The organism is Nonomuraea sp. SYSU D8015, from assembly GCF_008065375.1.
In the GTDB taxonomy this organism is placed as follows: Bacteria; Actinomycetota; Actinomycetes; order Streptosporangiales; family Streptosporangiaceae; genus Nonomuraea.
This window is the reverse complement of record NZ_VJYI01000004.1, coordinates 365,670-391,005: the sequence shown is the minus strand read 5'-3', so window position 1 is coordinate 391,005 and position 25,336 is coordinate 365,670. Positions and strand designations below refer to the sequence as shown.

Here is a 25,336-nt window from a genome sequence, read left to right as displayed (position 1 = left end):
CTTGACTACGCCGTATCACGCTTGACCACACGGCATGGGTGTTAGTTGGGGGGGACCGCCGGCGGCCTGAAGATCTCCCAGATGCGATAGACGCGCGCCCACCCCTTCGAACGCGGAGCCTCCGACACGTATGGCTTGGAGGCCGGGCCGTGTGCGGTGCCCTGCCACGCGATGCCTTCCGTCTCGGTCCGGGCGCTCCTCGTGTACGCCCCGGTGGGCTGGGTCCTTCCCAACTGCTCGTCGATCGAGCGTCTCTGCGCGTCGGTCAGCCCGCGCGACTGAGGCCGGCCGGTGTTCGGGGGATTTCGCTGTGCCTTGGGCGGCGACTGCCGTTGGACCGCCCTGCGGCTGGTCGGACGGACGGCGGGCCGGTGCCTGACCGTGGCCTTGGAGGGCCTGCTCGCACGCCTGGTCACCGCCCTGCGCGCAGCTTCGGCTCGCCGCCTGGCCGCCGCGGCCCGGCGCGCTGCCGCTGCGGCTCGTCGCCTGGCCGCCGCGGCGGCCGCCCGCTGCCTGGCCAGCGCGGCCTTCTTCCTGGCCTGTTGCGCCGCCCTCTTCCTGGCCGCTTCCGCGGCTCTCTTCCTCGCCGCCTCAGCCGCCTTCTTCCTGGCCGCTTCGGCGGCTCTCCGCCTGGCCGCTTCCAGGGCACGCTTTCTGGCCGCTTCGGCGGCCCTGCGCCTGGCCGCGGCGAGCGCCGCCCGCCTGGCCGCGGCCTGCGCCGCCCGCCTGGCCGCGGCCTGAGCCAGCCGCCGGGCGATCGCCCGCGCCGCCAGCCTGGCCGCGATGCCCACGGCGAACCAGAACAGCTGCCCGTCGGGGTCGCTCATGGTGACCGGGCTGTTGTTGGCGTAGGCGTAGGCGTTGAGCTGCTGCGGATCGCCCTCGTCGATGATCGGGTCGACCGACAGGAAGCGGCCGTTCCCGGCGTCGTACTCGCGGGCGCCGAGGTGGACGAGCCCGGTGGTCGCGTCCTTGGTGCCGCCGACGAATCCGCGTTGTCCCGGCCACCAGGGTGGTGGTGTCCCGCGGTCCTCGCCGAACGGGGTCTGCCTGCGGATGGCCACGTCTCCGGTGCCGGCGTTCACCATGGCCTGCGCGGTGCCCTGGTGATCGTTGGCCATGAAGAAGACCTGGTTGTCCGGCGTGCGGACCGCGATGGCCTCGCCGCCGATGGTGTAGTAGCGGGTCTGCTCGACGACGTCCTTGGCATAGTCGAAGCGCAGTTCCATGTCGTCGATGTAGAGGGTGGCGTCGGTGGGGGTCTTGCGGAGCAGGCGGTCGCCGTCCGCGTCATAGATGAACGAGGTCGTCTTGCCGGCCTCGGTCACCGACTCCAGGTTGCCCTCGGCGTCCCAGACCAGGCTCTGGTCGGAGGTGCCGACCTTGCGCCGGGTGGTGTTGCCCGCAGCGTCGTAGGCGAACACGTCGGCTCCGACGGCCTGCAGCGCGTGCGGCTGCTTGCCGCCCGCCGCCGGGTAGGTGTAGTCGCGCACGGTCTCGGCCGCGCCGCCCCAGGCGTGCTTGGTCTCCTTGGTCCGGTTGCCGGTGACGTCATAGGCGTAGCTGACCGCGTACGGGGCCACGCCGCCGATCTTGTCGGACTGCGGGGCCCCGCCGGCGCAGTCGTCGGTGGCCGTCCACGCCGAGGTCAGCCGGCGCAGGTGGTCGTGCTTGAAGCACTGCGTGTCCTGGGCGGCCCTGTCAGCAATCTTGGTGATGTTGCCGACCGCGTCGTAGGTGTAATTGAGGTCCAGATCACTGGCGGCAGCACCTGCCCGGTCCAGCCGCATCGCCGTCAGCCTGCGGGTGCCCTCGTCGTGGGTGTAGGTGAGCCAGGTCTTCTTGGTGCCCTCGCCCAGCTCGTACTGGAGGGTCTCGCCCAGCTTGGAGTAGCGGGTCGCGCTCACGTACGCCGACAGCCCGGTGACCTTGGTCGGCTGGCTGAGCCCGTCGTAGGTGTAGACGACCGACTCGGCCGCCAGCCCGCCCGCGGCCGGGAAGCTGATGGACTGGACCTGGTCGTCGAGCGTGTAGCGGGTGTTGAGCTGGTAGGAGCCGGCGAGCTTGCCCTCCCTCGCCGGGATGGTGATCGTCTGGCGCAGGGTGCGGTAGTCGGCGTCGATGGCGTTGATCTCGGCCGTGTACGCCTGCCCGTCCACGTACCGGATGCTGGCGTTGAGCTCTCCCTTGGCCAGCGCGTCGTACTTCCACTCGGCCAGCAGCGGGCCACTCGCCGAGCCTTCGCGCATCTGCGTCTTGCGACCCAGGGCGTCGTAGCCGTACCACAGGGTCTTGCCGCGGGCGTCGGTGGTGGTGACGATCTCGTCCGCGTCGTTGTACGTGGTGGTCGTGACGCCCTTGTCCGGGTCTTCGGTCTTGATCTCCCGTCCGCGCAGGTCGTAGTGGTGACGCCACACGTTGCCCGCCGGATCGGTCACCGTGGACAGGCGCCCTGCGTGGTCGTAGGTGTACTTGGTGGACTCGTACTCGCCGGTCGGGGTGGCGCCCTTGTACTGGCGCAGCTCGATCAGCCGGTCCTGCGCGTCACCGATCCTGGTCGTCGCCGTACCGCCCGGCGGCGGTGTGACGTGGACCCGGTCGCCCTCCTCCTTGGCCGTCACCCGGTACTTCTCCACGCCCTTCACCTTGAGGATCTGGGCGTTGACCTCACCCGCGCCGTCGAACAACGACACGACCTGGTTGGGGACGGCGGCGTCGGCCACCGCCAGCAGCTCGGTGGACGGTGTGCCCGTGGCGAAGTAGCCGGTGTTGGCCTTGTACTCCTCGCCCTGGGAGTTGTGGAAGGTGTCGGTGATCGTGCGGCCGTCACGCAGGGCGGGATCGGTCGTCTGATCGTCCCTGGGCGCGGGTTCCTGGGTCTGGCGCTCGCGCATCAGGCCGTCGTACAGCTCGTGGCTGGTGGTGTAGCCGCCGTCCGCGTTCAACGTCTTGGTGGTGACGACGCTGGGGCCGTCGGTACGGACGGTGTAGGAATACTCGGTGCTGGGCGACTGCCCGGCCGCCTTGCTGCGGTCGGGCTGCCAGACCTTGATCAGGCGGCCGAGCGCGTCGTACTCCATGTCGACGCGGCGGTTGTTGGCGTCGATCTCGGCGATGGGCTCGCCCCAGGCCGGTTCGAGCAGGGTGCGCTCGACGTGGCCGAGCTGGTTCGTCTCCGTGGTCTCCGTCGCCGGGGCGCCGGCGGCCGGGCTGTAGGTGGTGACGGACTTGGTGCCGACCGGGTCGGTCTCGCTGGTCTCCCGGCCGTAGGCGTCGTAGGTGTGGGTCCTGTCGGTGATCGTCGCGCCGTCCGCCGAGACGAGCTCCTGGACCGCGGTCACGTCGCCCTTGGTCGGGGGCTGGCCGTTCGCCTGGCCGTCGTACTGGATCTTCTCGTCCGAGATCACCTCACCGGCGGCCAGCGTGGAGACCGCGGTGCCGCAGCCGGCGGCGACCTTCTGGACCCTGCTGGGGTAGTCGAGCATCCAGGAGGTGTCATTGCGGGCGTAGCTGTAGCGGACGCACTCGTCGTCATCGGCGCTGGCCAGGTCGCCCTTCTCGTGGACCTGGAGGAGCAGGCCCTTGGCGTCGTACGCGCGCTCTTCGCCGGTACGCCGCCACTCGCCCCCGGCCAGCGCGGTGCGGGTGACCATGGACTTGGGCTGGACCACGTGCGCGGCCTTGGTGACGCCGCCCTGCGTGGACTCGGCCGTCTTGACCGACCACGGCTCCTGCGCGGTCGCGGTCAGGACCGCACCGCCGTCACCGTCGAAGAGGATCTCCTCCCGCTCGAACCCGGCCAGTTGGTCGAGGTCGTCCAGCTTGACGCCCTCGGAGTCCTCCACCTGCGCGCTGCGCTTGGAGCCGTCGGCCAGCTTGTCGCCGTGCATGCCGCGGAAGAACCGGAACTCCGTCAGCGTGCGTTTGCCGTCCTGCCCGTCGCCCTCGCGGACGCGAACCCGGCCGTAGCCGCGGTAGTCGGCCCAGGTGCGGTGCTCGGGCTTGACCAGGATGTTGTCGGCGTAGTGCCAGCCGGCGCCATCCAGGTACTCGTAGTCGGTGACCACGTTCGGGGAGCCGGCGACCCGGTCCACCTCGATGGTCTGGGTGACCAGGTACTTGTGGAACCAGTCGGTGACCTCGGCCTCGTTCGGCGGGGCCCAGCGCTGCGGGAAGCAGCGCCTGGTGTTCTTGTCGGCCGTGGGGACGTCGCCCGGCTTGCAGTCGGCCGCCGAGTAGTTGATCCGCAGCTCACCGCCGGACTCGTTGTTGATCGCCTGCACCCGCCACTTGACCAGCGGGGCACGCCCCTCAAGGGCGTCCACCCGGTTGGGCAGCTGCACGCCGGTGAACTTCACCGGGGGCAGCGTGATCGTGCCGCCCACGTGACCGGTCTGCTGAATCGAGGCCAGCCACAGCGCCGGGCTCATGCCGTCACCCGAAGCGGGGAACTGGTGCGCCAGCGCCCACGAGTCCACCGCGCAGTACTGCGCACCCGAACATTTGGCGGTGTCGGTGTTGAGGATCTGAGTGGTGACCTTGGCCAGGCGCTTGCGGGTGAAGAACGTCGGAGCCAGGCGGTCGGTGCACTTCACGCCCGCGTCGCAGATCTGGTCGAACGGCACGTCCGGCCAGTGACTCGCGGTCTCCTTCTTGAGCTGGTCAGGGGCGCAGGTCACGGTGCCGCTGGGCAGACAGCGCTCGGCGACGTCGAAGACCACGCGGGCCGCGGGGGCCTTGGTGAACAGCTCGTTCTTCAGGTAGCCGTAGTCGATCCGGGTGAGGTACGCGCCGCGCACGTACGCGGTGCCCAGCTCCGGCTTCATGTTGCGGCCGTAGTGGTTGGTCTCGCGCTCGTACCAGTAGGTGGTGGCGTTGCCGTGGGTGTCCACCTCGTAGTCGAGGTTCCACCGGTAGCCCTGCTGGCACCAGGCGTTGGCCGGGGTGGCGTTGTAGCAGGGTTCGCCGCTGTTGTTGCCGAACACCGGCACCGTCTGCACCGACTTGGTCTCCGGCTTGCCGGTCGCCCAGCCGGGCAGCCGGTTCTGGCCGAAGGTGTACTGGGTGCCGTCGGGGGTGGTGACGCGCCAGTACTCGCCGTTGTTGTCCCCGTTCGTGGCGCCGGTCAGCGCCTCGATCCTGGTGCCGTCGTCCCGCTTGGGCCGCCACTGCTTCGTGGTGGCGTCCTTGACCAGCTCGACCGACGAGTCGCCCAGGGACATGGTGGCGTTGTCCTGGTCCCAGCACAGATCGCCGGTCTTCTTGCCGTCGATCATGCAGGACTTGTAACGGCGCTCGATGTAGCCGCCGGGGTTCAGCTCGAAGCCCTCCCCCGCCCATGACGCCTGGTTGTTGGTGGAGGCGGTGCGCCCGTCCACGCTCTGGGAGGAGTAGCCCAGCGACACGCCCGGCTCCTCACCACCCAGCGCCGGAGGCATGCGCAGCTCATAGCCCCAGGTGAAGTCGCCCGACTGAGGGCCCACACTCCAGTCGGACGAAGCCGCCAGAGAGGTGGCGGCATGGTCGCCCGACGGGCCGGACGGCGCCGCGGTCAGCGCGTACAGGCCGCCCGTCTCGACCTCGGCGGTCACCGTGCCGCTCTTGACGTTGTTGTCGCTCTTCACCGGCTGCGGCTGAGCGCAGCCGGCCGCGCCGGTGAGCGCGCACTCCTCCAGCTTCACCATGCGCAGCCGGGAGCCGTAGTCACCGCCGTAGGCGTACCGGAAGCTGGAGTAGTCCACCTCCAGGCGGGTTTTGGCCGGCTTGGCCTCAGCCGCCGTGGCCACGCCCTTCCCCGGCATGACCCGCATGGCCAGGCCGAGCAGGTCGGTGTCGAGCAGCTCGACACTGATCGGGGCCGTCGCCTGCGCCGCCTTGGCCGGGCCCGGCGCCAGCTTCACAGGAAAGCCGGCCGCCAGGGTGGACACGGAGCCGGAGCCGCCCAGCTCCGCCTTCTGCGGCTTGGGCCAGGTGACGGCCGGCGCCGCCTTCCACGCCTGCTTGGCGGCGGGATCCGCCAGCGGCGGCTTGACGGGGACCTTCCCGCCCGTCACCGGCGTTTCCTTCTGCACGGCCGGTGCGGGGCGCGGGGCCGCGTAGGCGGGCATGGCGTACACCATGGGCACGACGAGGACGATCGACAGCGCCGTCGCCAGCCGCCGGGGCCAGGGGGATTCGGGTTTGGGAGGGAGCGGGTCGTTCCAGGACGGGTCGGGGAGGTCGGGGGGTTCGTCGGGTGGCTGAAAACGATTCCAGCGGGATTCGGGCAGGTCTAACTCGTCCGGCAGGTCCATGAACCTCTCCCAGTCGGGGGTGCTGGTCAGGAATTACTGGGCTGCTAGCTGTGCGATCTGCTCGGCGCTCAGGACGCCGTCGTACGTGCGGACGTCGTCGACGGTCCCCGGCCAGTAGCCGGTGAGGGCGCCCGCGGTTTTGGTGCGGCCTAGGTGAAGCGGGCCTCCCGCGCTCCATTTGCTGACGTGGTCGGTGACGGTGGTGGTGGACAGGCGGCCGTTGACGTAGATGCGGAGCTGGCCGGCGAGGGGGTCGTACACGCCGGCCAGGTGAGTCCATTCGAGCGGGTTCGGGATGGCGTCGGAGCGGGTCCGTACGAGAGTGGCCGCGTCGGTGTCGTCGGCGGCCATCCCGAACACCCACCTCTGCTGGGCCTTGTCGAAGCCGAGCTGGAACCCGGCGGCCCTGCTGCCGACCTGGGCCACCGCGGCGGTGTCGGCCGTCGGCAGGTAGTCGAGCTGGGTCCAGAGGGCGACCGTGAAGCCGGTGGCCGTGGACACGGCCGGCTTGGGGGTCTGGGCGGCGCCGCTGGCGCCGTCGAGCGCGAGCGCGCCCTCCAGCCAGCCCGGTGTCCAGGAGGCGGCGCCGGCGAGCGTGGCGGCCGTGGCCCGGCCGGATGAGTCGGCGGCGGTGGTGCCGGACTCCTCGTCCAGCGTCCAGTGGCCGACCAGCGTGGCCGCGCTGTTGACCAGGTCGGCGACCTCGTCGGCGAACATGGCCCGGCCGTAGACGCGCACGTCGTCGACGTCACCCGTCCAGAACTCGGCCGCCGCGCCCGCGACCTTGCCGCGGCCGATCGTCAGAGGGCCGGTGGCGTTCCACGGCTGGGTGAAGGCCACCGTGGACTCCAGGTGGCCGTTGACGTAGAGGGAGAGGGTGCCGGCCGCCGCGTCGTACACGCCTGTGAGGTGGGTCCATTCGTTCAGGCGCGGCGCGGCGGCCGACAGGGCGCGCGCGGACGTGGCAGCGTCCGCGTCGGCGCCGGTGCGGGTCAGGGCCCAGCGGTTGTCGGGCTTGGAGTATTGCAGCGCGAACGCCCCCGTCCTGGCGCCCTCCTGGGTGACGAGGGTGGCCGTGCCGGTGGTGGCGGTCAGGCGGGCCCAGGCGGTGACGGTGAAGTTGCGGGTGGTGTCCACGACGGGGCCGGAGGTCTGGGCGTGGGCGTTGGCCAGTCGCAGTGCCCCGCCGGTCTTGCCCGTCGTCCACGTGGCTCCGTGCAGCGTGGCGGGGTGGGCGTTCGCGGTGTCGGCGGCCACGGTGCCCTGGCCCTCGTCCAGCGTCCAGTGGCCGCTCGCGGGCCGGCCGGCGTTGACGTTGAAGACGTAGGTGCGGATGGGGCCGAGCTGGCCGGCGCGGTCCTTGCTGCGTACCGACAGGACGTTGGGACCGTCGTGGCGCGGCGTGAGCTGGACGGTCGCGGTGCCGTCGGGGCCGGGTGCGACCTCGGTGGCGGGCGTCGTGTCGAGCCCGTAGAGGTAGGCGGCCACGTCGGTGACGCCGTTGGGGGCGAACGTGAACGAGCCCGCCAGGCCCACGCCGTCGCTCCAGGCGTTCTCCGCGAACTGGGGCGAGCCGACCTCCGGCTCCCTGCCGGGGGCGGTGGCGTCCACGGTCGCCTCGCACCAGGGGCTCCACGCGCTGCTGGCCCTGCCGTCCTCGGCCCGCACCCGCCAGCGGATCAGCGCGCCGTCGGCGTACGCGCCCGCCGGGATGGCCGCGGAGAACGCGGTGCCGCTCGACCCCAGGGCGGTGACGTACTCGCCCAGCTTCACCCCGGCGGCCGACCACCACTCGAACCGGCCCTTGACCGAGTTGTCGGCGTCCTTCAGCCTGGCCCACACCTTCGGCGTGGTGCTGCTGATGATCGGCCGCGTGTCGCCGGAGGCGCAGGCGCCGCCCGGGTCGGACCACGCGTCGGCGGCGAGGGGCGCGGTGGGGATGGAGTTGTACTCGATGACCACGCTCGGGTTGTTCCTGAACTTCTTCCAGGCCCAGAGGTCGGTCTCGCTGGTGGCGTAGAGGCCGATGGTCATGGTCGGCCATTTCTTGGCGGCGGCGTCGGCGGCCCACGACGTGACGTCGAACTCCACGCCGCCGGGCAGGCAGGACGAGCTGTAGCCCTTGGCCACGTTCACCGTGGAGAGCAACCTGGTCTTCGACGGCGGATTGCTCCAGGTGGTGCTCTTGTTGATCGCGCTGGTCCCCCAGGCCTCCACCTTGCGGGCGTCGCACGAGTACGACCACGTCTCGTACGTGCGCAGCGTCGCCTTGATGATCTGTTTGCCGTGGATGGCCGAGCCGGTGCCCATCTGGAAGAACGAGCGGTTCGTCTGGGTTGAGCTGATTTTGCCGACGCGGGCGACGTCGCTGGAGTTGAGGTAGTTGGAGTTGGGCCAGTTCTTCCAGATCGCCGTCCACGCGGCACGCGAGGCCGAGAAGTACGGGTCCAGATAGACGGGGAACTTCGTCTCAGGGTCGGCCAGCATCTTCCGGTCCGGCTTGAGCCGCAGGTGCCTGCCCGCGAGCTCCACGCCCATCGCGGATTCGCGGGCCTCCGGTGAGCGGCCTTCCCTGAGCGCCTTCGGGCTGGTGATGCCCTCGGAGTCCCACATCTTCGGGGTGGGCGCGATGAAGAGCGTTCCTCCGCTCTCGTCGACGGCCTCCAGGTTGCCGGCCTTGTCCGTCTTCACCGACAGCCCCCGGGTGGCGAGCGGGTAGGTCAGCTCGGTCAGGCCCGCCGCGGCGGCCCGCGACTTGACCACCAGGACGTGGGAGAAGCCGTCCACGTCGGCGGTGACCTGGAGGTCCACGCCCGGCATGACCTCGGGGTAGGTCGCGGTGTCGCCGTTGAGCACCGGCTTGGGCAGTGCGCCCGTCCAGCCCAGCTCCAGGGCCTTGGCGCCGCGCGACAGGCGGGCCAGCGGGGCGTCGCCGCCGCCGGAGAACGTCAGCCCCGCCGCCGTGGCGACGGGCTCGACCGCGCCGTCCGGGCGCAGGCGGAGCGTGGTGTCCACGGGGACCCATCGGCCGTCCTTGCGGACGCGTACCGGGCGGACGTGCTGCTCCATCGTGTAGGTGCCGTCGGGCTTGACGAAGACCTGCCGGGTCTCGCTCCGCATCGACTCGACCTCGACGGGCCGCTGCTCGCGCTTGGCCAGGGCGAGCGCGTCCTGCTCGGGCTTCGTGGGTTTCTCCGGTGCGGCCGCCACCGCCGGGGGTTTCTCCGGTGCGGCCCCCACCGTCGGGGGTTCCGCGACGGCGGCCGGGGTCGTAGGGATCGTCAGGATCGGGAGCGCCAGCGCCGCCGCACCCAGTACACGCACAACCCGCATCTTTCCTCGCCGACGGTTGAGCTGAGGTTACGCGCGGGACGGAGGACCGCCCGGCGTCTCCACGATCTTCGGTTGACGATCGGATTCTCACTCTGTGTCAGGGGTCAGGTCCAGACTTCTGCTCATTCTGCTCAAAGATTTCCTTCAACGCCCCGATTCACGCGGAGGTATCCGTCAGGTCTCCGTCGGCAGCGGCCACGCGGCCGGATTGACCCGCTTGACGATCTCGTCGAGCGCGATGCGCACGTACGGCTCCCCCACCCACAGGTGCTTGGCGCCGTTCACCCCGATGACCTCCGCCTGCGGCACCCGGGCGAAGCGCCGGCGGGCCTCCTCCGGCCGCAGGTAGTCGTCGAACTCCGGCACCAGCGCCACGAGCGGCCGCCCGAACCGCGCCCACGCGTCGAGGTCGTCGTCCGTCGCCCTGTGCAGCGGCGGCGAGAGCAGGATCGCGCCCTCGACCAGCGGGTCGTGGGCCCACTTGAGCGTCAGCTCGGTGCCGAACGACCAGCCGACCACCCAGACGCGCGGCAGGTCGTGGTATTCGGCGTACTCCAGCGCGGCCGCGACGTCGTACCGCTCGCCCTCGCCGCCGTCGAACGTGCCCTCCGAGGTGCCCCGCTCCGACGACGTGCCCCGGGTGTTGAAGCGCAGCACGGCCAGGTCGGCGAGGGCGGGCAGGCGGTTGGCGGCCTTCTTGTAGACGTGGCTGTCCATGAAGCCGCCGTGGGTGGGCAGGGGATGCAGGGTCACCAGCGTCGCCACGGGGGGACGGTCGAGCGGCAAGGCCAGCTCGCCGACGAGGGTCAGGCCGTCGCCCGTATGCAGCTCGATCGGCTCCCGCCGGGCAGGCAGCACGGTCGCAGCGCGAATCTCCACCTTGGATCCTCTCAATAACGGCTGCGGCCGGGGCCGCGGTCGAGTCTCTTACGCCAGCACGCCTGATGCCAGTGGCGGCGCTCCTCGTCTCCTCCGGCCCAGTTGGGCCAGGCGACGAGGTGCGGCTGGCCGCGGCGGATCTCCTGGTCGCAGCCGGGGCAGCGGTAGTCCTTCGTCGAGGACGCGCCGGTGAGCATGCGGACCTTCCACTCGCCGTCCGGCCATTCCTCCACCTTGTCCAGGCCGGTCGGGAAGCCGAAGGGGCGGGAGGACTCCCTGCGGCGGGCCCGTCGAGGGCTCATCCCGTGCTGTCTCCAGACCCTTCGAACGCCATGCGTCCAGTTTTCCAGAGCCGCTAAGGTGGGTCGTCATGCGGCTGGTCATCGCGCGATGCAGCGTGGATTACGTAGGACGGCTCACGGCACACCTGCCGATGGCGCCGAGGCTCGTGCTCATCAAGGCGGACGGCAGCGTGAGCATCCACGCCGACGACCGCGCCTTCAAGCCGCTCAACTGGATGAATCCGCCGTGCAAGCTCAAGGAGGACGGCGACACCTGGACGGTCACCCACGGCAAGACCGGCGAGAAGCTGGTTCTGACCATGGCCGAGATCCTCCACGACTCCAGCCACGAGCTCGGCGTCGACCCGGGGCTGATCAAGGACGGCGTGGAGGCCCACCTCCAGGAGCTGCTCGCCGAGCACATCACGACGCTGGGCGAGGGCTACTCGCTCATTCGGCGGGAGTACATGACGGCGATCGGGCCGGTTGACATCCTGTGCCGCGACGCGATGGGCGCGACCGTGGCGGTGGAGATCAAGCGCCGGGGCGAGATCGACGGCGTCGAGCAGCTCACCCGCTACCTGGAGCTGCTCAACCGCGATCCGCTGCTGGCCCCCGTCCGGGGTGTCTTCGCCGCCCAGGAGATCAAGCCGCAGGCACGAGTGCTCGCCACGGACAGAGGCATCGACTGCGTCACCCTCGACTACGACGCCCTCCGCGGCATCGAGCCCGAAAATCCCACCCTCTTTTGATCCTTTACGCGGTGCCGTGGTCTCCCACCCGCCATACTCCGGCTGAGGGCCCTCCAGGGGAACGGCCTCTGACCCTTCACCGGTGACCCGCCGTTACGCGAGCCCAGCTTGACCGATTACCCGGTTTGGGTCGCAGTTGCCCGGCGCCGCCCGCCTCCAACGCTCGCTCGGCCCCCGTCACCGCCTGACCCGACACCCGCTGCCCGCCCAGCACCTTACGCACCGGCACCCCATCCGCTCCGGGCACCCCTCACCCTTCCGGCGCCGGGTCGGCGGGAAGTGGGACGGTGGGGATCGGCGCGATGGGGGCGGTGACCAGCCATGGCACACGGGCACGACGCACGATGCACGCGCGCCTGGTAAGCGCTGGCTTACCGGTTTATCGTGGCGACATGACGACGCTGACGTTCGACTCGCTCAATCCGGCCACCGGCGAGGTCATAGGCAGTCATCCCAAACAAGGGCCTGAGGCCGTGCGGGATGCCGTGGGGCGGGCCGAGGAGGCCGCTGCCTGGTGGGCCGGGCTGGGGCACGCGGAGCGGAGGCGCCGGCTGCTCGACTACAAGGCCGTCATCGCCCAGCACCTCAAAGAGCTGGCCGAACTGGTTCACCAGGAGACCGGCAAAACGGTGGGCGACGCCACGCTGGAGATCGTGCTGGCGATCACCCACATCGACTGGGCGGCCCGCAACGCACAGAAGGTCCTCGGGCGGCGCCGCGTCTCGACCGGCATGATCGGCCTCAACCTGGCCGCCACGCTCGAATACCTCCCGCTCGGCGTCGTCGCCGTGATCGGTCCGTGGAACTACCCGCTCTTCACCCCCATGGGCTCCATCGCGTACGCGCTCGCCGCCGGCAACGCGGTCGTGTTCAAGCCGAGCGAGCTCACCCCGGGCGTGGGCGTGCGGATGGCGGAGCTGTTCGCCGAGTCGGTCCCCGAACACCCGGTGTTCCAGACGGTGACGGGCCTGGGCGAGACGGGTGCGGCGCTGGCGGGTGACCCCCGGGTCGGGAAGGTCGCGTTCACCGGCTCGACCGCCACGGCCAAGCGCGTCATGGCGGCCTGCGCCGAGAACCTCACGCCGATCGTGGCCGAGTGCGGCGGCAAGGACGCGTTCATCGTGGACGCCGACGCCGACGTGGCGAGGGCCGCCGACGCCTGCCTGTGGGGCGCGATGTCCAACGCCGGGCAGACGTGCGCGGGCGTCGAACGCGTCTACGTCGTGGACGCCGTCTATGAAAGTTTCATGCGCGAGCTGTCCGAGCGCGTGGCGAAGGTGCGGGCCGGCGAGGACTACGGTCCGATCACGATGCCGGGTCAGGTGGACATCATCAAGCGGCACATCGACGACGCCGCCAAGTCGGGGAAGGTCGTCGCGGGCGGCCCCGACGCGGTGCGGGCGCCGTACGTCGACCCGGTGATCGTGGAGGACGTGCCCGAGGACTCCCCCGCCGTGCGCGAGGAGACGTTCGGGCCGACGATCACCGTCCGCCGCACCCGCGACGCTCAGGAGGCGCTGGAGCTGGCCAACGCGTCCGCGTATGGCCTGGGTGGAACGGTTTTCTCCAGGAACGTACGCCGGGCGATGGAGATGGCCCGCATGATGCGTACCGGGATGACCGCCATCAACTCGGTCATCTCGTTCGCCGGCGTCCCGGCTCTGCCGTTCGGCGGCGTGGGCGATTCCGGGTTCGGGCGCATCCACGGAGCCGACGGCCTGCGCGAGTTCGCCCGGCCCAAGGCGATCTCCCGGCAGCGCTTCGCCATGCCCGGGATGAACCTGACCTCGTTCGCGAGAGGACCGGCGGAAGTTGAGCGACTGATCAGACTTGTCACGTTCTTGCACGGCCGACGTAAAAGATAATCTTCTTGCCCTTTCCCAAATCCGATCATCCGTCCATAATTGTGTGCTCTGGGGGCCACGATCATGTTGGACGGGTGGAATGTGAACCGGTCTTACCGGGGAATGTCGGCTGAACAAAGGCTGGCGGACAGACGCGAGCGGCTGATGACGGCCGCGTACACGCTATACGCGAAGCCGGGTTTCGCGGCGACGACGATCGAAAGGCTGTGCTCGGAGGCGCGGATCTCCAACCGCGCCTTCTACGAATGTTTCGGCGGGCGCGAGGAGCTCCTTCAGGCGTTGCACGAGCGCTGCGTGGAGGAAAGCCTGGCCGTGGTGGCCAAAGCGGTGCAGGAAGCGCCGAACACGCTCGAGGGAAGGATCCAGGCGGGGATTCGCGCCTATATCGAGTTCACCACGGCCGATTGGCGCAGAGCGCGCATCATGCACGTGGAGGTACGCAGGTCAGGGGATGTCCTGACGATGTCGCGGCAACGCGCCGTAGACGCCTTCGCCCGCCTCATCCAGGAGGCCTCCGCCGATTTCCTGCAGGTCGCGCCGCTGAATCGGCGACTGCTGGCACTCGGCGTCATTGGCGCGTTACAGGAGTTGCTCATCGAATGGCTGCTGGCGGACGAGCAACCGGACATCGACGAGCTCGTGGACGCGGCGGCGCACATCTTCATGCGCAGCCTGGGCAGCCCCGAGCCGGCGTGACGACCCACCCGGCAGATAAATCGGCATTTCGCGTATTGAGTGTCATAGCTCACAGATCCGCGCCGACCATAATCTCTATTTTGTCTAAGTCAGGAAAGAGCGGGCGACGGCTGATCGTCGCCCGCTCCGATATGTCACCTCAGGCCACCGCTGCTGCCGGAACCTCCACGTGCAGCACCCGATTCAGCCGGGTCACCGCCAGGATCCGCATGATCCGCGGTGGCACCCCCCGAAGAACGAGGCGGCGTTGCACGCCCAGCGCGCGCCGATGCGCCCCCACGAGCACGCCGAGACCGGTCGCGTCGATCATCTCCAGCTTGGAGAGATCGAGGATCAGGTCGCCCTGGCCTGAGTCGAGGGCCTTGTGCAGCCGCTCGCGCACCCCCGCCGACGTGCCGGCGTCGAGCCTGGCTCCGATCCGCACCACCTGAGCCCTCGGATTGCCGCGGACGCGCATGCCACCTCCTCAATCACGCACACAGTGAGGTGAACCCCCTGCATGACACTCCTACCCACGGATCGGCAATGACACGACAGCCGTGAGCACGAACTCTCCGTCGTCCGTCGGATGGGCGCTCAGCTTGCCCCCCACTGCGGCCACCCGCTCATTCATGCCGGCCAGGCCGCTCCCCAGGTCGGCGACCTGCCGCCGGGCCACCCCGTCGTTGCGTACGCGCAGCTCCGCCTCCTCCTCGGTGAAGCGGATGGTGATATCGCAGAACGTCGCTGTGCTGTGCTTGAGCACGTTGGTGACCGCCTCGCGGACCGCGTAGGCGAACACGGGGGCCACCCCGTCGGGCAGGTCGCGATAGGGCAGGTGCACCTCGCAGCGGACGCCGGCCGCTTCGAGCACTCCCTTTACGCTGTTGAGCTCCGCGGCCAGGTCGAGCTCGCGATAGCCGCGCACGGCCTCGCGCAGCTCGCGCAGCGCCGTCCTGGTCAGCGTGTTGATCTCGGACATCTCGGCCTTGGCCGCCGCCGGGTCGACGTCAGACAGGCGCACGGCCAGCTCGGTCTTCACCGCGATGGCGGACAGCTGGTGCCCCACGAGGTCGTGGAGGTCCCTGGCGAAGCGCAGCCGCTCCTCGGCCAGCGCCAGCCGCGTGTGCGCCTCACGCCCCTCGTGGGCCTGGACGGCCAGTTGCCAGATCCACATCCAGACCCGGCCGGACGGCGGCAGGATGGCGCACCAGATCCCGTAGAGCGCCACATAGTAGCTCACCGCCCCGAGGGGGGTCAGGTCGATGGCGCTGACGCTGAGCCCGGCCAGCACCCCGAGCAAGCCGAGCCCCACCGACGCCACGAACGTCCCGAGCGCCTGCAGGAAGGCCGTACGCCGGGAAACCCCGAGCGTGGCCACGGACAACCAGCACATGAGTACGAAGCCCCAGCTGAACGGCTCGGCCCCGCCCATGCCTGCCGCGACCACGGCGAGCACCCCCGCCACAACCACCTGCCGGGTGGGATAGCGGCTGTCCAGCACGGCGCTGACGATCCGCACGGAGAGCCCGCTGAAGGCCAGCACAGCGATCAGCGCGAGCACGACGCGCCACGTCTGGAGCTTCCCCGCGCTGATCCCGATCGCGGTGCCCATGGCGATGAGGAGCCACATCACCGCGAAGCCGGAAAGCAGCATCACCCACGTGAGGCGTCGTGCCCGCTGGATCTCGTTCATCTACTTGGCGCGCAGCACTTCAACCAGCTTGAGCCGGGCGCCCGTCCGCAGCACCGCCCGCTCGTACACCTTGGCCCCGAAGGCCAGCACCGCCAGCACGGCCACGACCATGGCGGCCATGGAGGCGCCCACCTGCCACAGCGGCACCTCGGTCGCGGCCATCCGCACCGGCATGACCATCGACGAGAACGGCGGCACGTACGACATGACCGTGGCCAGCGTGCCCGTCGCGTCGTTGGTGGCATAGAAGGCCACGAAGTACGTCACCATGATCAGCATGGTAAGCGGGGTCATCACGGTGTTGACCTCCTCCTGGCGCGAGACCAGCGAGGCGAGGGCGGCCGACAGTGTGGCGAAGAAGGCGTACCCGAGCACGAACCAGACCAGCACCCCTGCCACCACCCCCGGAATGCCGGGCGGGAAGTCGGAGGCGATCCCGGAGGCCGTGGCCGCGCCCAGGCCCACGGCCAGGATGGTGACCAGGTTGATCAGGCCGAGCACGCCCAGCCCGAGGATCTTGCCGCCGAGCAGCTGCCACGGCCGCAACGTCGAGAGCAGGATCTCCACGATCCTGCTGCCCTTCTCCTCCACCACGCCCATGGCGACCATCACGGCCTGGCCGAGGAGCATCATGAAGAGCACGAGGACGAGCACCACCGCGATCCCGGTGCGCGCGGACTCGTAGCGGGCGTCGGGGTTCACCGACTCGATCTGCAGCGGCGGGATCGAGGTGCCGATGGCGCCGAGCCGCACCTCCCGGTTGACGGTCTGCATGAGCACGCCGAGCTCAGGCTCGATCTCGCCGTCCGTGAGCACCTTCGTGCCGTTGACCAGCACCGCGTCCACGTCTCCCGCGAGCACGGCCTGCTTGGCCGCGGCCTCGTCGGGGAGCGAGCGCCACTCGAACTTCGCCTCCGGCGCGGCCGCCTGCAGCGGGAGTTGCTGGGAGTTGACGGTGCCGAGAGTGTAGACGTCGGGGGTGTCGAACACCTTGGGCGCGTAGGAGAGCGCCGCCACCAGCACGGCCGAGATCAGCAGGCCGATGACGAACGCCCTTGTGCGGATCTGCGTCATGATCTCCCTGCGGGCGACCAGCATCAGTCCGTTCACGCCACGGCCTCCTTGAAGATCTCGGTGAGGGTGGGCTGCTCGACGCCGAAGTGCTCGACGTGCCCGGCCTTGACGGCGCGACGCAGGATCTCCTGGTCGTCGCCGTCCGTCGTACGAAGGATGTGCCGGTCGCCGTTCACGCTGACCGTGCCCGGCAACCCCTCCGCCCAGCCCGGGGCGGGGTCGCGCACGACCACGCGGAGCGTGTTGCCCTCGGCCGCGCGCAGGTCGGCCACCGTGCCCGTGGCCACCATCCGGCCGGCCGAGACGATGCCGACCGAGTCGCACAGCCGCTCGACCAGCTCCAGCTGGTGGCTGGAGAAGATCACCGGCACGCCGCCCCTGCACCGCTCCTGCAGCGCGGTGGCCAGCGCGTCCACCGCGATCGGGTCGAGCCCGGAGAACGGCTCGTCCAGCACCAGGACCTCGGGGTCGTGCACCAGGGCCACCGCCAGCTGCACGCGCTGCTGGTTGCCCAGCGAGAGCGCCTGCACCGCGTCGTTCCTGCGCTCGGCCACCCCGAGCCGCTCCATGAGGTCTTCGGTGGCCTTCTTGGCGGCCGCCGCGCCCAGGCCGTGCAGGCGGCCGAAGTACTCTATCTGCTCGGCGACCCGCATCTTCTGGTAGAGCCCACGTTCCTCCGGCATGTAGCCGAAGTGGCGCCGGGTGTCGCGGCCGAGCTCCCGGCCCTGCCAGCTCACCGAGCCGGAGTCGGCCTGGAGCACGCCCATGATGATGCGCATCGTCGTGGTCTTGCCGGCGCCGTTCGCGCCGACGAACCCGAACATCTCCCCCGGGCGTACGACGAAGCTGATCCCGTCCAGGGCGACCTTGCCGCCGGGGGCGTCGGGGCCGCCCGCGAAGCGCTTGTGCAGCTCGCTGATCTCGAGCATCAGGTCCTCTCCTTCATCATGGGTCAATCGTGGCTTTCACGCCGTTCGCCCTGGTAGTCGCGTAAATCACGACCCTGATGTGGATCCCGCGTCCGATCCGGATGACATTTGTCATGAGTAGGCTGAGCACATGACGCGCGCCGACAAGGACAAGCCGGTCGTCCTCTCCCACATCTACACGCGCACCGGCGACGACGGCACCACCGCTCTGAGCGACATGAGCCGCGCCTCGAAGACCGACCCCCGGCTGGCCGCCTACGCCGACGTGGAGGAGGCCAACGCCCAGCTCGGCGTCGCCCTGTCATACCGTACGTTTCCCGCCGATCTCACCCAGGTCCTTGCCCGGGTCCAGAACGAGCTCTTCGACGTGGGGGCGGACCTCGCCACGCCGGTCGTCGAAAACCCGGAGTTCCCGCCGCTGCGGGTCGAGCAGTCGTACATCGACTGGCTGGAAGAGCAGTGCGACCGCTTCAACGAGGGTCTCAAGCCGCTGCGCAGCTTCATCCTGCCCGGCGGCGATCCGGCCACCGCGGCGCTGCACGTGGCGCGGGTCACCGTCCGCCGGGCCGAGCGCTCGACCTGGGCGGCCCTGCACGTCCACGACGACATGAACGCGCTGACGGCGAAATACCTCAACCGCCTGTCCGACCTGCTGTTCATCGCCTGCCGCGTCGCCCACGCAGGCGAGGAGATCCTCTGGAAGCCCGGCGGCACCCGCTGACCCGATCCCCGCCGCGCCACTGCCACCGTCGGCGCCCGGTCAGGTCACGTCCCCTCTCACGCACGCGCCACCCCACTCCTCCGAAGGGCCCGCCCATTCCCTGAGAGCACTGTCGGTCCCCTTCGCCCCCAAAAGCCCGACATTCCCTTGGCCCTCACGGGAGCCGCCGGCCCCTTCTCCCGAAGGACCTCAGCCGAAATGCGGAGGGACGTGGGGCATCAGGCAACGCGGAAGACCGCCGCTAGGCGACGTCCAGGTACGCACTCGGCGGAGCCGACTCCAGCCAGGCCAGGAAGCCCGTCATCGCGTCCGCGCTCATCGCCAGCGACACGTCACGCGTGCTCCCGCTGCAATCCACCGCATAAAGCCCGTCACCGATGTCACGACGGGCAGAAACAACAAGGCCGCGCCTCGCGATCGCGTGGCGCGGCCTCAGTCGGACGCCCATGAGCGGAATCCAGTGGAGCTCCCCGTCGGCGTAGCGGGCCACCCCGCTCTGCCAGCCCCGGTTGCCTACCTGCAGGCGACAGGGAACACTCCCACGCGAGCGGCCCAGGATGACCGCGCGCAACACCACGAGGGCGGCAAGGAGCACCACGAATGTCAATACCGTCGCCGCCATGCCGCCCCCTGAACGTGTTCTGCTATACCTCTTCGCCTGCCGCGCGCAGCCGGGCCCTGGCACGCTTGGCCTCGATTGCCGCGTCGGCGTCTTCCTGGTTGGCCTCGATCGAGGCCTGGGCCCGGTCGAGAGCGTCGCGGGCAGCCGCGATGTCGACCTCGGAACCGAGCTCGGCGACCTCGGCGAGCACGGACACCTCATTGTCGGCCACGGAGATGAACCCACCGTGAACCGCCGCCACGAGGTCGCCCTCGCCCTCCCGCTTCACGCGCAGCACACCGCCCTCGACGAGGACGCCGAGTACAGGTGCGTGTTGCGGCATAATACCGATCTCGCCGTCCACGGTCTTGGCAATCACCATGTCGGCCTCGCCCGACCAGATCTCACGCTCGGGTGAGACAACCCCTACTCGCAGCTTCGCCACTTGTGTAGGTTCCTTTCCGATCAGATGGTGGCGCGGTTCCAGGACCGCGCCACCATCATGGGGCGATTACCGACGCTCGAGTTCCTTGGCCTTCGCGATGGCCTGGTCGATGCCACCCACCATGAAGAACGCCTGCTCGGGCAGGTGGTCGTACTCACCTGCGCAGAGGCCCTTGAAGGAGGCGATGGTCTCGTCGAGCGGGACGGTCTCGCCCGGCTGGCCGGTGAAGGCCTCGGCCGCGTACATCGGGTGCGACAGGAAGCGCTCGATGCGGCGGGCCCGCTGGACGGTGACCTTGTCCTCCTCGGAGAGCTCGTCGATACCGAGGATCGCGATGATGTCCTGGAGCTCGCGGTACTTCTGGAGGATCCGCTTGGTCTCCTGGGCCACCCGGTAGTGCTCCTCGCCCACGATCTGCGGGTCGAGGATCCGGGAGGAGGAGTCGAGCGGGTCCACCGCGGGGTAGATGCCCTTCTCCGAGATCGGCCGCGACAGAACGGTCTGCGCGTCGAGGTGCGCGAACGCGTTGTGCGGGGCCGGGTCGGTGATGTCGTCCGCGGGCACGTAGATCGCCTGCATGGAGGTGATCGAGTGACCGCGCGTCGAGGTGATGCGCTCCTGGAGCACACCCATCTCGTCGGCCAGCGTGGGCTGGTAACCCACGGCGGACGGCATACGGCCGAGCAGCGTGGAGACCTCGGAACCGGCCTGCGTGAAGCGGAAGATGTTGTCGATGAACAGAAGCACGTCCTGCTTCTGCACGTCGCGGAAGTATTCCGCCATCGTCAGCGCCGACAGCGCGACCCGCAGACGGGTGCCCGGCGGCTCGTCCATCTGGCCGAAGACGAGGGCGGTGTCCTTGAGGACGTCCGCCTCCATCATCTCGAGCCAGAGGTCGTTGCCCTCACGGGTGCGCTCACCCACACCGGCGAAGCACGAGGTGCCACCGAAGTTGCGGGCGACGCGGCGGATCATCTCCTGGATCAGAACGGTCTTGCCGACGCCGGCGCCGCCGAACAGACCGATCTTCCCACCCTGCACGTACGGGGTGAGCAGGTCGATGACCTTGATGCCGGTGACCAGCAGCTCGGTGCGGGACTCGAGCTGGTCGAAGGCCGGCGACGGCCGGTGGATGCCCCACCGCTCGTCGATCTTGAGCGACGAGGTCTCGACGTCGAGCGTCTCGCCCAGCGCGTTCCACACGTGGCCCTTGACCACGTCGCCGACCGGCACCTGGATGGGCTTGCCCGTGTCGGCCACGGCCTGGCCGCGGACCAGGCCGTCGGTGGGCTGCATGGAGATGCAGCGGACGAGGTTGTCGCCCAGGTGCTGGGCGACCTCGAGCGTCAGGGTCCTGGTCTGGCCGCCGAGGGTGACCTCGACCTTGAGCGCGTTATAGATGTCCGGCATCGCCTCGACGGGGAACTCCACGTCGACGACGGCGCCGGTGACACGTGCCACACGGCCGGTGCCGGCCGCGGGCGTCTCTACAGTTTCAACAGCCTCTGCAGTCATTTCACTCTTTCCCGGCTGCGGCGTCAGCGAGCGCGTTGGCCCCACCGACGATCTCGCTGATTTCCTGGGTGATCTCGGCCTGGCGAGCTTGGTTCATCTCCTGCGTCAGCAGCCGGATCAGCTCGTTGGCGTTGTCGGTCGCGGACTTCATCGCGCGACGGCGCGCGGCCTCCTCCGAGGCCGCCGACTGGAGCAGCGCCGTGAAGATGCGGGACTCCACGTACCGCGGCAGCAGCGACTCGAGAACGTCGCCCGCGGTCGGCTCGAACTCGAAGTACGGCGGGATCACGGTGGTGTCCGTCGCCTCGGTCTCCTCGACCTCCAGCGGCAGGACCCGCTTGACCACGACGTTCTGCGAGAGCATCGAGACGAACTCGGTCGAGACGATGTGGATCTCGTCGATCCCGTTGTCGTCCTTGAACGAGTCGATCAGCGTGGTCGCGATCTCCTTGGCGTCGGCGTAGGCCGGCTTGCGGGAGAACCCGACCCAGTTGCCGCCCATCTCGCGGTTGCGGAAGGTGTGCCAGGTGACACCCTTCCGCCCCGTGACGAACGGCACCACGGTGAGCCCGCGGCTCTGCAGCAGCCCGCGCAGGGCCTCGGCCTCGCGCAGCACGTTGGCGTTGAAGCCGCCGCAGAACCCGCTGTCGCTGGTGACGATGAGGACGCCCGCCTTGGCGGGGTTCTCCTTCGCCACGGTCAGCGGATGGTCGACGCTGGCCGCGTTGCTGACGACGCCGGTGACGGCGCGAGTGATCTCACGCTCGTACGGCAGCGCCGCCTGCATCCGCTGCTGCGCCTTCACGATCCGTGAAGAGGCGATGAGCTCCTGGGCGCGCGTGATCTTCGCGGTCGACTTGACCGAGTTGATCCGCCGCCGCAGCAGCCTTAGCTGGGCACCCATGTCCTACTTCTCCGCCGCCGGACGGACGACCTTCTTGATCTTCTCCTGGCCGACCTCGCCGGCCTCGAGCGGCGCCACCGGCTCGTCCTTGACCAGCAGCTCGCCCGAGGAGGTGGTGAAGCCCTTCTTGAACTCCGTGATGGCGTCCTTCAGAGCGGTCACCGCGTCGTCGGACAGCTCGTTGGTCTCGCGGATGCCGTCGAAGATGCCCTTGTGCGAGGACTGCAGGTAGTCGAGGAACTCCGTCTCGAAGCGGCGGATGTCCTCGACCGGCACCTCGTCGAGCTCACCGGTGGTGCCGGCCCACACCGACACGACCTGCTTCTCGACGGGGAACGGTGAGTACTGCGGCTGCTTGAGCAGCTCGACCAGACGCTGACCGCGCTCGAGCTGAGCACGGGAGGCGGCGTCGAGGTCGGAGGCGAACGCGGCGAACGCCTCCAGGTCGCGGTACTGCGAAAGCGAGAGCTTCAGCGTGCCCGCGACCTTCCGCATCGCCTTGACCTGCGCCGAACCACCGACTCGGGAGACCGAGATACCGACGTTGATCGCCGGGCGGACGCCGGCGTTGAACAGGTCGGTCTCGAGGAAGCACTGGCCGTCGGTGATGGAGATGACGTTGGTCGGGATGAACGCCGACACGTCGTTGCCCTTGGTCTCGATGACCGGAAGGCCCGTCATCGAGCCGCCGCCCATGTCGTCCGACAGCTTGGCGCAGCGCTCCAGGAGCCTGGAGTGGAGGTAGAAGACGTCGCCGGGGAAGGCCTCGCGGCCCGGCGGGCGACGCAGCAGCAGGGACACGGCGCGGTAGGCGTCGGCCTGCTTGGTCAGGTCGTCGAAGATGATGAGGACGTGCTTGCCCTGGTACATCCAGTGCTGGCCGATGGCCGAGCCGGTGTAGGGGGCGAGGTATTTGTAGCCGGCCGGGTCGGAGGCGGGGGCGGCGACGATGGTGGTGTACTCCAGCGCGCCTGCCTCCTCCAGGCGGGCCTTGACCTGCGCGATCGTCGAGCCCTTCTGGCCGACGGCGACGTAGACGCAGCGGACCTGCTTCTGCGGGTCGCCGGAGGCCCAGGCCTCGCGCTGGTTGAGGATGGTGTCCACGGCGATCGCGGTCTTGCCGGTGCCGCGGTCACCGATGATCAGCTGGCGCTGGCCGCGGCCGATCGGCGTCATGGCGTCGATCGCCTTGATGCCGGTCTGCAGCGGCTGCTTCACCGGCTGCCGCTGGACGACCGAGGGGGCCTGCAGCTCGAGGGCACGCGTGCCCTCGGCCTCGATCGCGCCCTTGCCGTCGAGCGGGTTGCCCAGGGGGTCGACCACGCGGCCGAGGAAGTTGTCGCCGACGGGCACGGACAGGACCTCGCCCGTCCGGCGGACCGTCTGGCCCTCCTCGATGCCGCTGAACTCACCCAGGATGACGACACCGATCTCACGGGTGTCGAGGTTGAGTGCCAGGCCGCGCGTACCGTTCTCGAACTCGAGCAGCTCGTTCGCCATCGCCGAGGGAAGGCCGGAGACATGGGCAATGCCGTCGCCGGCGTCGACGACGGTCCCGATCTCCTCGCGCGCGGCGCCTTCCGGTTCGTACGCCTGGACGAAGCGCTCAAGCGCGTCCCGGATCTCGTCCGGCCGGATCGTAAGCTCCGCCATCTCTACTCTGTCTCCCTATTTCGCCTTAGCCGGCCAACCGGCGGCGGACTTCTTCGATTCGTCCGACAATCGTGGTGTCGATGATCTCGTCGCCGATGCGGACCGAGAACCCACCGAGCACTCGCTTGTCCACCTCGACGTTCAGGTGCACGTCACGGCCGTACGAGGTGCGCAGCCACGCCGTCAGGCGCCGCTTCTGCTCCTCGGACAGCTCGACGGCGCTGCGCACCACCGCCACGAGGCGCTGGCGCTGCTGGGCCACGAGCTGGCCGACCTCTTCCAGGCCTGTCTCCAGGCTACGCCCTCTCGGGTGCACAACCAGCTGCGTGATGAGACGCAGGGTGGTCGGCGCGACCTTGTCGCCGAGCAGGTCGCTCAGCAGCTGCCGCCGGCCCGGCTCGGGCGCGGCCGCGTCGGCCAGCGCGCGGCGCAGCTCGGGGTTGGCGGCGACGATGCGGCCGAAGCGGAAGAGCTCGTCCTCCACGTCGTCGAGCCTGGACTGGCTCTCGGCCTCCGCGGCCGCGGCGATCACGCCGAGCCGCTCGAGCACGTCGGCCAGGTCGCCGGCGCGCGACCACCGCGCCGAGACCGCGGCCTCGGTGGTGGCGATCGCGGCCTCGCTGACCTTGCCCCCGAGCAGCGCACGCGCGGCGCGGGCCTTCTGCTCGGCGGGCCTGGCCTGGTCGGACAGGGCCCGACGCAGGCCGTGCTCACGGTCGAGCAGATCCGCGACCGCGAACAGCTCGTCGGAGAGCGTACCGAGGTCGGCACTGCCGGCGACCGCGTTGAACCGCTCCTCGACCTCGGCCAGCGACGTCCTGCTCAAACCACGCATCAGCGCACCGCCTGCGCGCTGCCGGCTTCGAGCTCGTCGAGGAACCGGTCGACGATGCGGCTCTGGCGGACCTCGTCCTCGAGGGACTCGCCGACGATGCGGCCGGCCAGCTCGGTCGACAGGCGACCGATCTCCGCGCGGAGCTGGGCGAACGCCGCCTGCCTGTCGGCCTCGATCTGCGCGTGCGCGGCCTCGATGAGGCGGCGGGCCTCGGCCTGCGCCTCCTCGCGGAGCTCGGCCTTGATCTGCGCGGCCTGCTCGCGGGCCTCCTCGCGCAGCCTGGCCGCCTCACGACGGCCCTCTTCGAGCTTGGCCTGGAACTGCCGCTGGAGTTCCTGGGCCTGGGCCTGAGCCTCTTCCGCCCTCTTGATGCCGCCCTCGATCGCGTCGGTCCGCTCGGCCAGCGTCTTCTGGATGCGCGGGACGAGGATCCTGCCGACGACGAAGAAAACGACGAGGAACGAGAAGATACCGACGACGAGCTCGTAATCGTGCGGGAGGAGCGGATTGGCGTGCGCCTCCGGCGCGGCAAGGAGCGTAGCTGCGATGTACGTCATAGGTGCAGCCTTTCGTCAGAAGGGCGTGGTCAGATGCCCGCGAAGATGAACGGCGCGACCAGACCGATCAGGGCGAGGGCCTCGGTGAGGACGAAGCCGAGGAGCATGTTCTGGCGAATCAGGCCGTACGCCTCCGGCTGGCGCGCGATGGCCTGCACGCCCTGACCGAAGATGATGCCGACGCCGATGCCGGGGCCGATGGCGGCGAGACCGTAACCGATGGCGGTGACGTTGCCGGAGACCTCAGCGAGAACGCTCATTATCTGTATTCCTTTACTGAACGGCCGGTGAACTCGGGTTGTCACCGGTCATGGACATTCCGGTATGG

General features: G+C 69.6%; 20 protein-coding genes. 4 read left to right on the top strand and 16 right to left on the bottom strand.

Translation table 11 applies throughout. The features are described from left to right. Nucleotides 1-41: 41 nt before the first annotated feature. The 4 genes from ID574_RS61660 to ID574_RS21065 all read right to left on the bottom strand — a co-directional run bounded on the left by ID574_RS61660 (nucleotide 42) and on the right by ID574_RS21065 (nucleotide 10,807). Entirely contained in the window at nucleotides 42-6,293 is a 6,252-nt protein-coding gene (locus ID574_RS61660) for an RHS repeat domain-containing protein (protein ID WP_188190641.1), read from the bottom strand. 33 nt (nucleotides 6,294-6,326) lie between these two features. After that, nucleotides 6,327-9,626, bottom strand: coding sequence for a LamG-like jellyroll fold domain-containing protein (locus ID574_RS61655; protein ID WP_188190640.1), 3,300 nt, complete (start codon nucleotides 9,624-9,626; stop codon nucleotides 6,327-6,329). 174 nt (nucleotides 9,627-9,800) lie between these two features. Further along, a complete protein-coding gene (locus ID574_RS21070; RefSeq protein WP_188190639.1) occupies nucleotides 9,801-10,505 on the bottom strand; it encodes an alpha/beta hydrolase in 705 nt (234 codons plus the stop codon). 11 nt (nucleotides 10,506-10,516) lie between these two features. Next, nucleotides 10,517-10,807: an ATP/GTP-binding protein gene (locus ID574_RS21065; protein ID WP_188190638.1), complete on the bottom strand. Its 291-nt coding sequence runs from the start codon at nucleotides 10,805-10,807 to the stop codon at nucleotides 10,517-10,519. A 68-nt stretch (nucleotides 10,808-10,875) separates the two neighbouring features. Here ID574_RS21065 and nucS point away from each other — a divergent pair, with 68 nt between their 5' ends. From nucS to ID574_RS21050, 3 genes are all read left to right on the top strand, one after another. Beyond that, nucleotides 10,876-11,538: an endonuclease NucS gene (gene nucS / locus ID574_RS21060; RefSeq protein ID WP_188190637.1), complete on the top strand. Its 663-nt coding sequence runs from the start codon at nucleotides 10,876-10,878 to the stop codon at nucleotides 11,536-11,538. A gap of 392 nt (nucleotides 11,539-11,930) precedes the next feature. After that, on the top strand, nucleotides 11,931-13,403 hold the full coding sequence (locus tag ID574_RS21055; protein WP_188190636.1) for an aldehyde dehydrogenase family protein: 1,473 nt from the start codon (nucleotides 11,931-11,933) through the stop codon (nucleotides 13,401-13,403). A gap of 144 nt (nucleotides 13,404-13,547) precedes the next feature. After that, nucleotides 13,548-14,099 (top strand): TetR/AcrR family transcriptional regulator, encoded by a 552-nt coding sequence (locus ID574_RS21050; RefSeq protein WP_223166916.1) that lies wholly within the window; start codon nucleotides 13,548-13,550, stop codon nucleotides 14,097-14,099. A 139-nt stretch (nucleotides 14,100-14,238) separates the two neighbouring features. Here the strand turns inward: ID574_RS21050 and ID574_RS21045 are convergent, their stop codons facing one another. Genes ID574_RS21045 through ID574_RS21030 form a run of 4 tightly spaced genes read right to left on the bottom strand, consistent with a single transcriptional unit; the run spans nucleotide 14,239 to nucleotide 17,777 of the window. Continuing rightward, on the bottom strand, nucleotides 14,239-14,556 hold the full coding sequence (locus ID574_RS21045; RefSeq protein ID WP_188190634.1) for an STAS domain-containing protein: 318 nt from the start codon (nucleotides 14,554-14,556) through the stop codon (nucleotides 14,239-14,241). Between the two features lie 51 nt (nucleotides 14,557-14,607). Beyond that, nucleotides 14,608-15,774 (bottom strand): sensor histidine kinase, encoded by a 1,167-nt coding sequence (locus ID574_RS21040; RefSeq protein ID WP_188190633.1) that lies wholly within the window; start codon nucleotides 15,772-15,774, stop codon nucleotides 14,608-14,610. Continuing rightward, entirely contained in the window at nucleotides 15,775-16,884 is a 1,110-nt protein-coding gene (locus ID574_RS21035; RefSeq protein ID WP_188190632.1) for an ABC transporter permease, read from the bottom strand. Beyond that, a complete protein-coding gene (locus ID574_RS21030) occupies nucleotides 16,881-17,777 on the bottom strand; it encodes an ABC transporter ATP-binding protein (protein ID WP_188190631.1) in 897 nt (298 codons plus the stop codon). The genes ID574_RS21035 and ID574_RS21030 overlap by 4 nt, the downstream gene beginning before the upstream one ends. Nucleotides 17,778-17,907: 130 nt before the next feature. Here ID574_RS21030 and ID574_RS21025 point away from each other — a divergent pair, with 130 nt between their 5' ends. After that, nucleotides 17,908-18,498: a cob(I)yrinic acid a,c-diamide adenosyltransferase gene (locus ID574_RS21025; protein WP_188190630.1), complete on the top strand. Its 591-nt coding sequence runs from the start codon at nucleotides 17,908-17,910 to the stop codon at nucleotides 18,496-18,498. A gap of 241 nt (nucleotides 18,499-18,739) precedes the next feature. Here ID574_RS21025 and ID574_RS21020 read toward each other — a convergent pair whose 3' ends face one another. From ID574_RS21020 to atpE, 8 genes are all read right to left on the bottom strand, one after another. After that, nucleotides 18,740-19,120, bottom strand: a complete 381-nt coding sequence (locus ID574_RS21020; protein ID WP_188190629.1) for a DUF2550 domain-containing protein — start codon at nucleotides 19,118-19,120, stop codon at nucleotides 18,740-18,742. Between the two features lie 22 nt (nucleotides 19,121-19,142). Next, the gene (locus ID574_RS21015) at nucleotides 19,143-19,544 is read right to left on the bottom strand and encodes a F0F1 ATP synthase subunit epsilon (protein WP_188190628.1); all 402 of its coding nucleotides are present in this window, start codon (nucleotides 19,542-19,544) and stop codon (nucleotides 19,143-19,145) included. Nucleotides 19,545-19,610: 66 nt separating this feature from the next. After that, entirely contained in the window at nucleotides 19,611-21,059 is a 1,449-nt protein-coding gene (gene atpD, locus ID574_RS21010) for a F0F1 ATP synthase subunit beta (RefSeq protein ID WP_188190627.1), read from the bottom strand. Between the two features lies 1 nt (nucleotide 21,060). After that, on the bottom strand, nucleotides 21,061-21,963 hold the full coding sequence (locus ID574_RS21005) for a F0F1 ATP synthase subunit gamma (RefSeq protein ID WP_188190626.1): 903 nt from the start codon (nucleotides 21,961-21,963) through the stop codon (nucleotides 21,061-21,063). A gap of 3 nt (nucleotides 21,964-21,966) precedes the next feature. Then, a complete protein-coding gene (gene atpA / locus ID574_RS21000; RefSeq protein ID WP_188190625.1) occupies nucleotides 21,967-23,616 on the bottom strand; it encodes a F0F1 ATP synthase subunit alpha in 1,650 nt (549 codons plus the stop codon). A 25-nt stretch (nucleotides 23,617-23,641) separates the two neighbouring features. After that, nucleotides 23,642-24,451 (bottom strand): F0F1 ATP synthase subunit delta, encoded by an 810-nt coding sequence (locus ID574_RS20995; protein WP_188190624.1) that lies wholly within the window; start codon nucleotides 24,449-24,451, stop codon nucleotides 23,642-23,644. Beyond that, nucleotides 24,451-25,008, bottom strand: coding sequence for a F0F1 ATP synthase subunit B (locus tag ID574_RS20990; protein WP_188190623.1), 558 nt, complete (start codon nucleotides 25,006-25,008; stop codon nucleotides 24,451-24,453). Before ID574_RS20990 ends, ID574_RS20995 begins: the two co-directional genes overlap by 1 nt. Before the next feature lie 29 nt (nucleotides 25,009-25,037). Further along, entirely contained in the window at nucleotides 25,038-25,268 is a 231-nt protein-coding gene (atpE, locus tag ID574_RS20985) for an ATP synthase F0 subunit C (protein ID WP_188190622.1), read from the bottom strand. Between the last annotated feature and the right edge of the window lie 68 nt (nucleotides 25,269-25,336).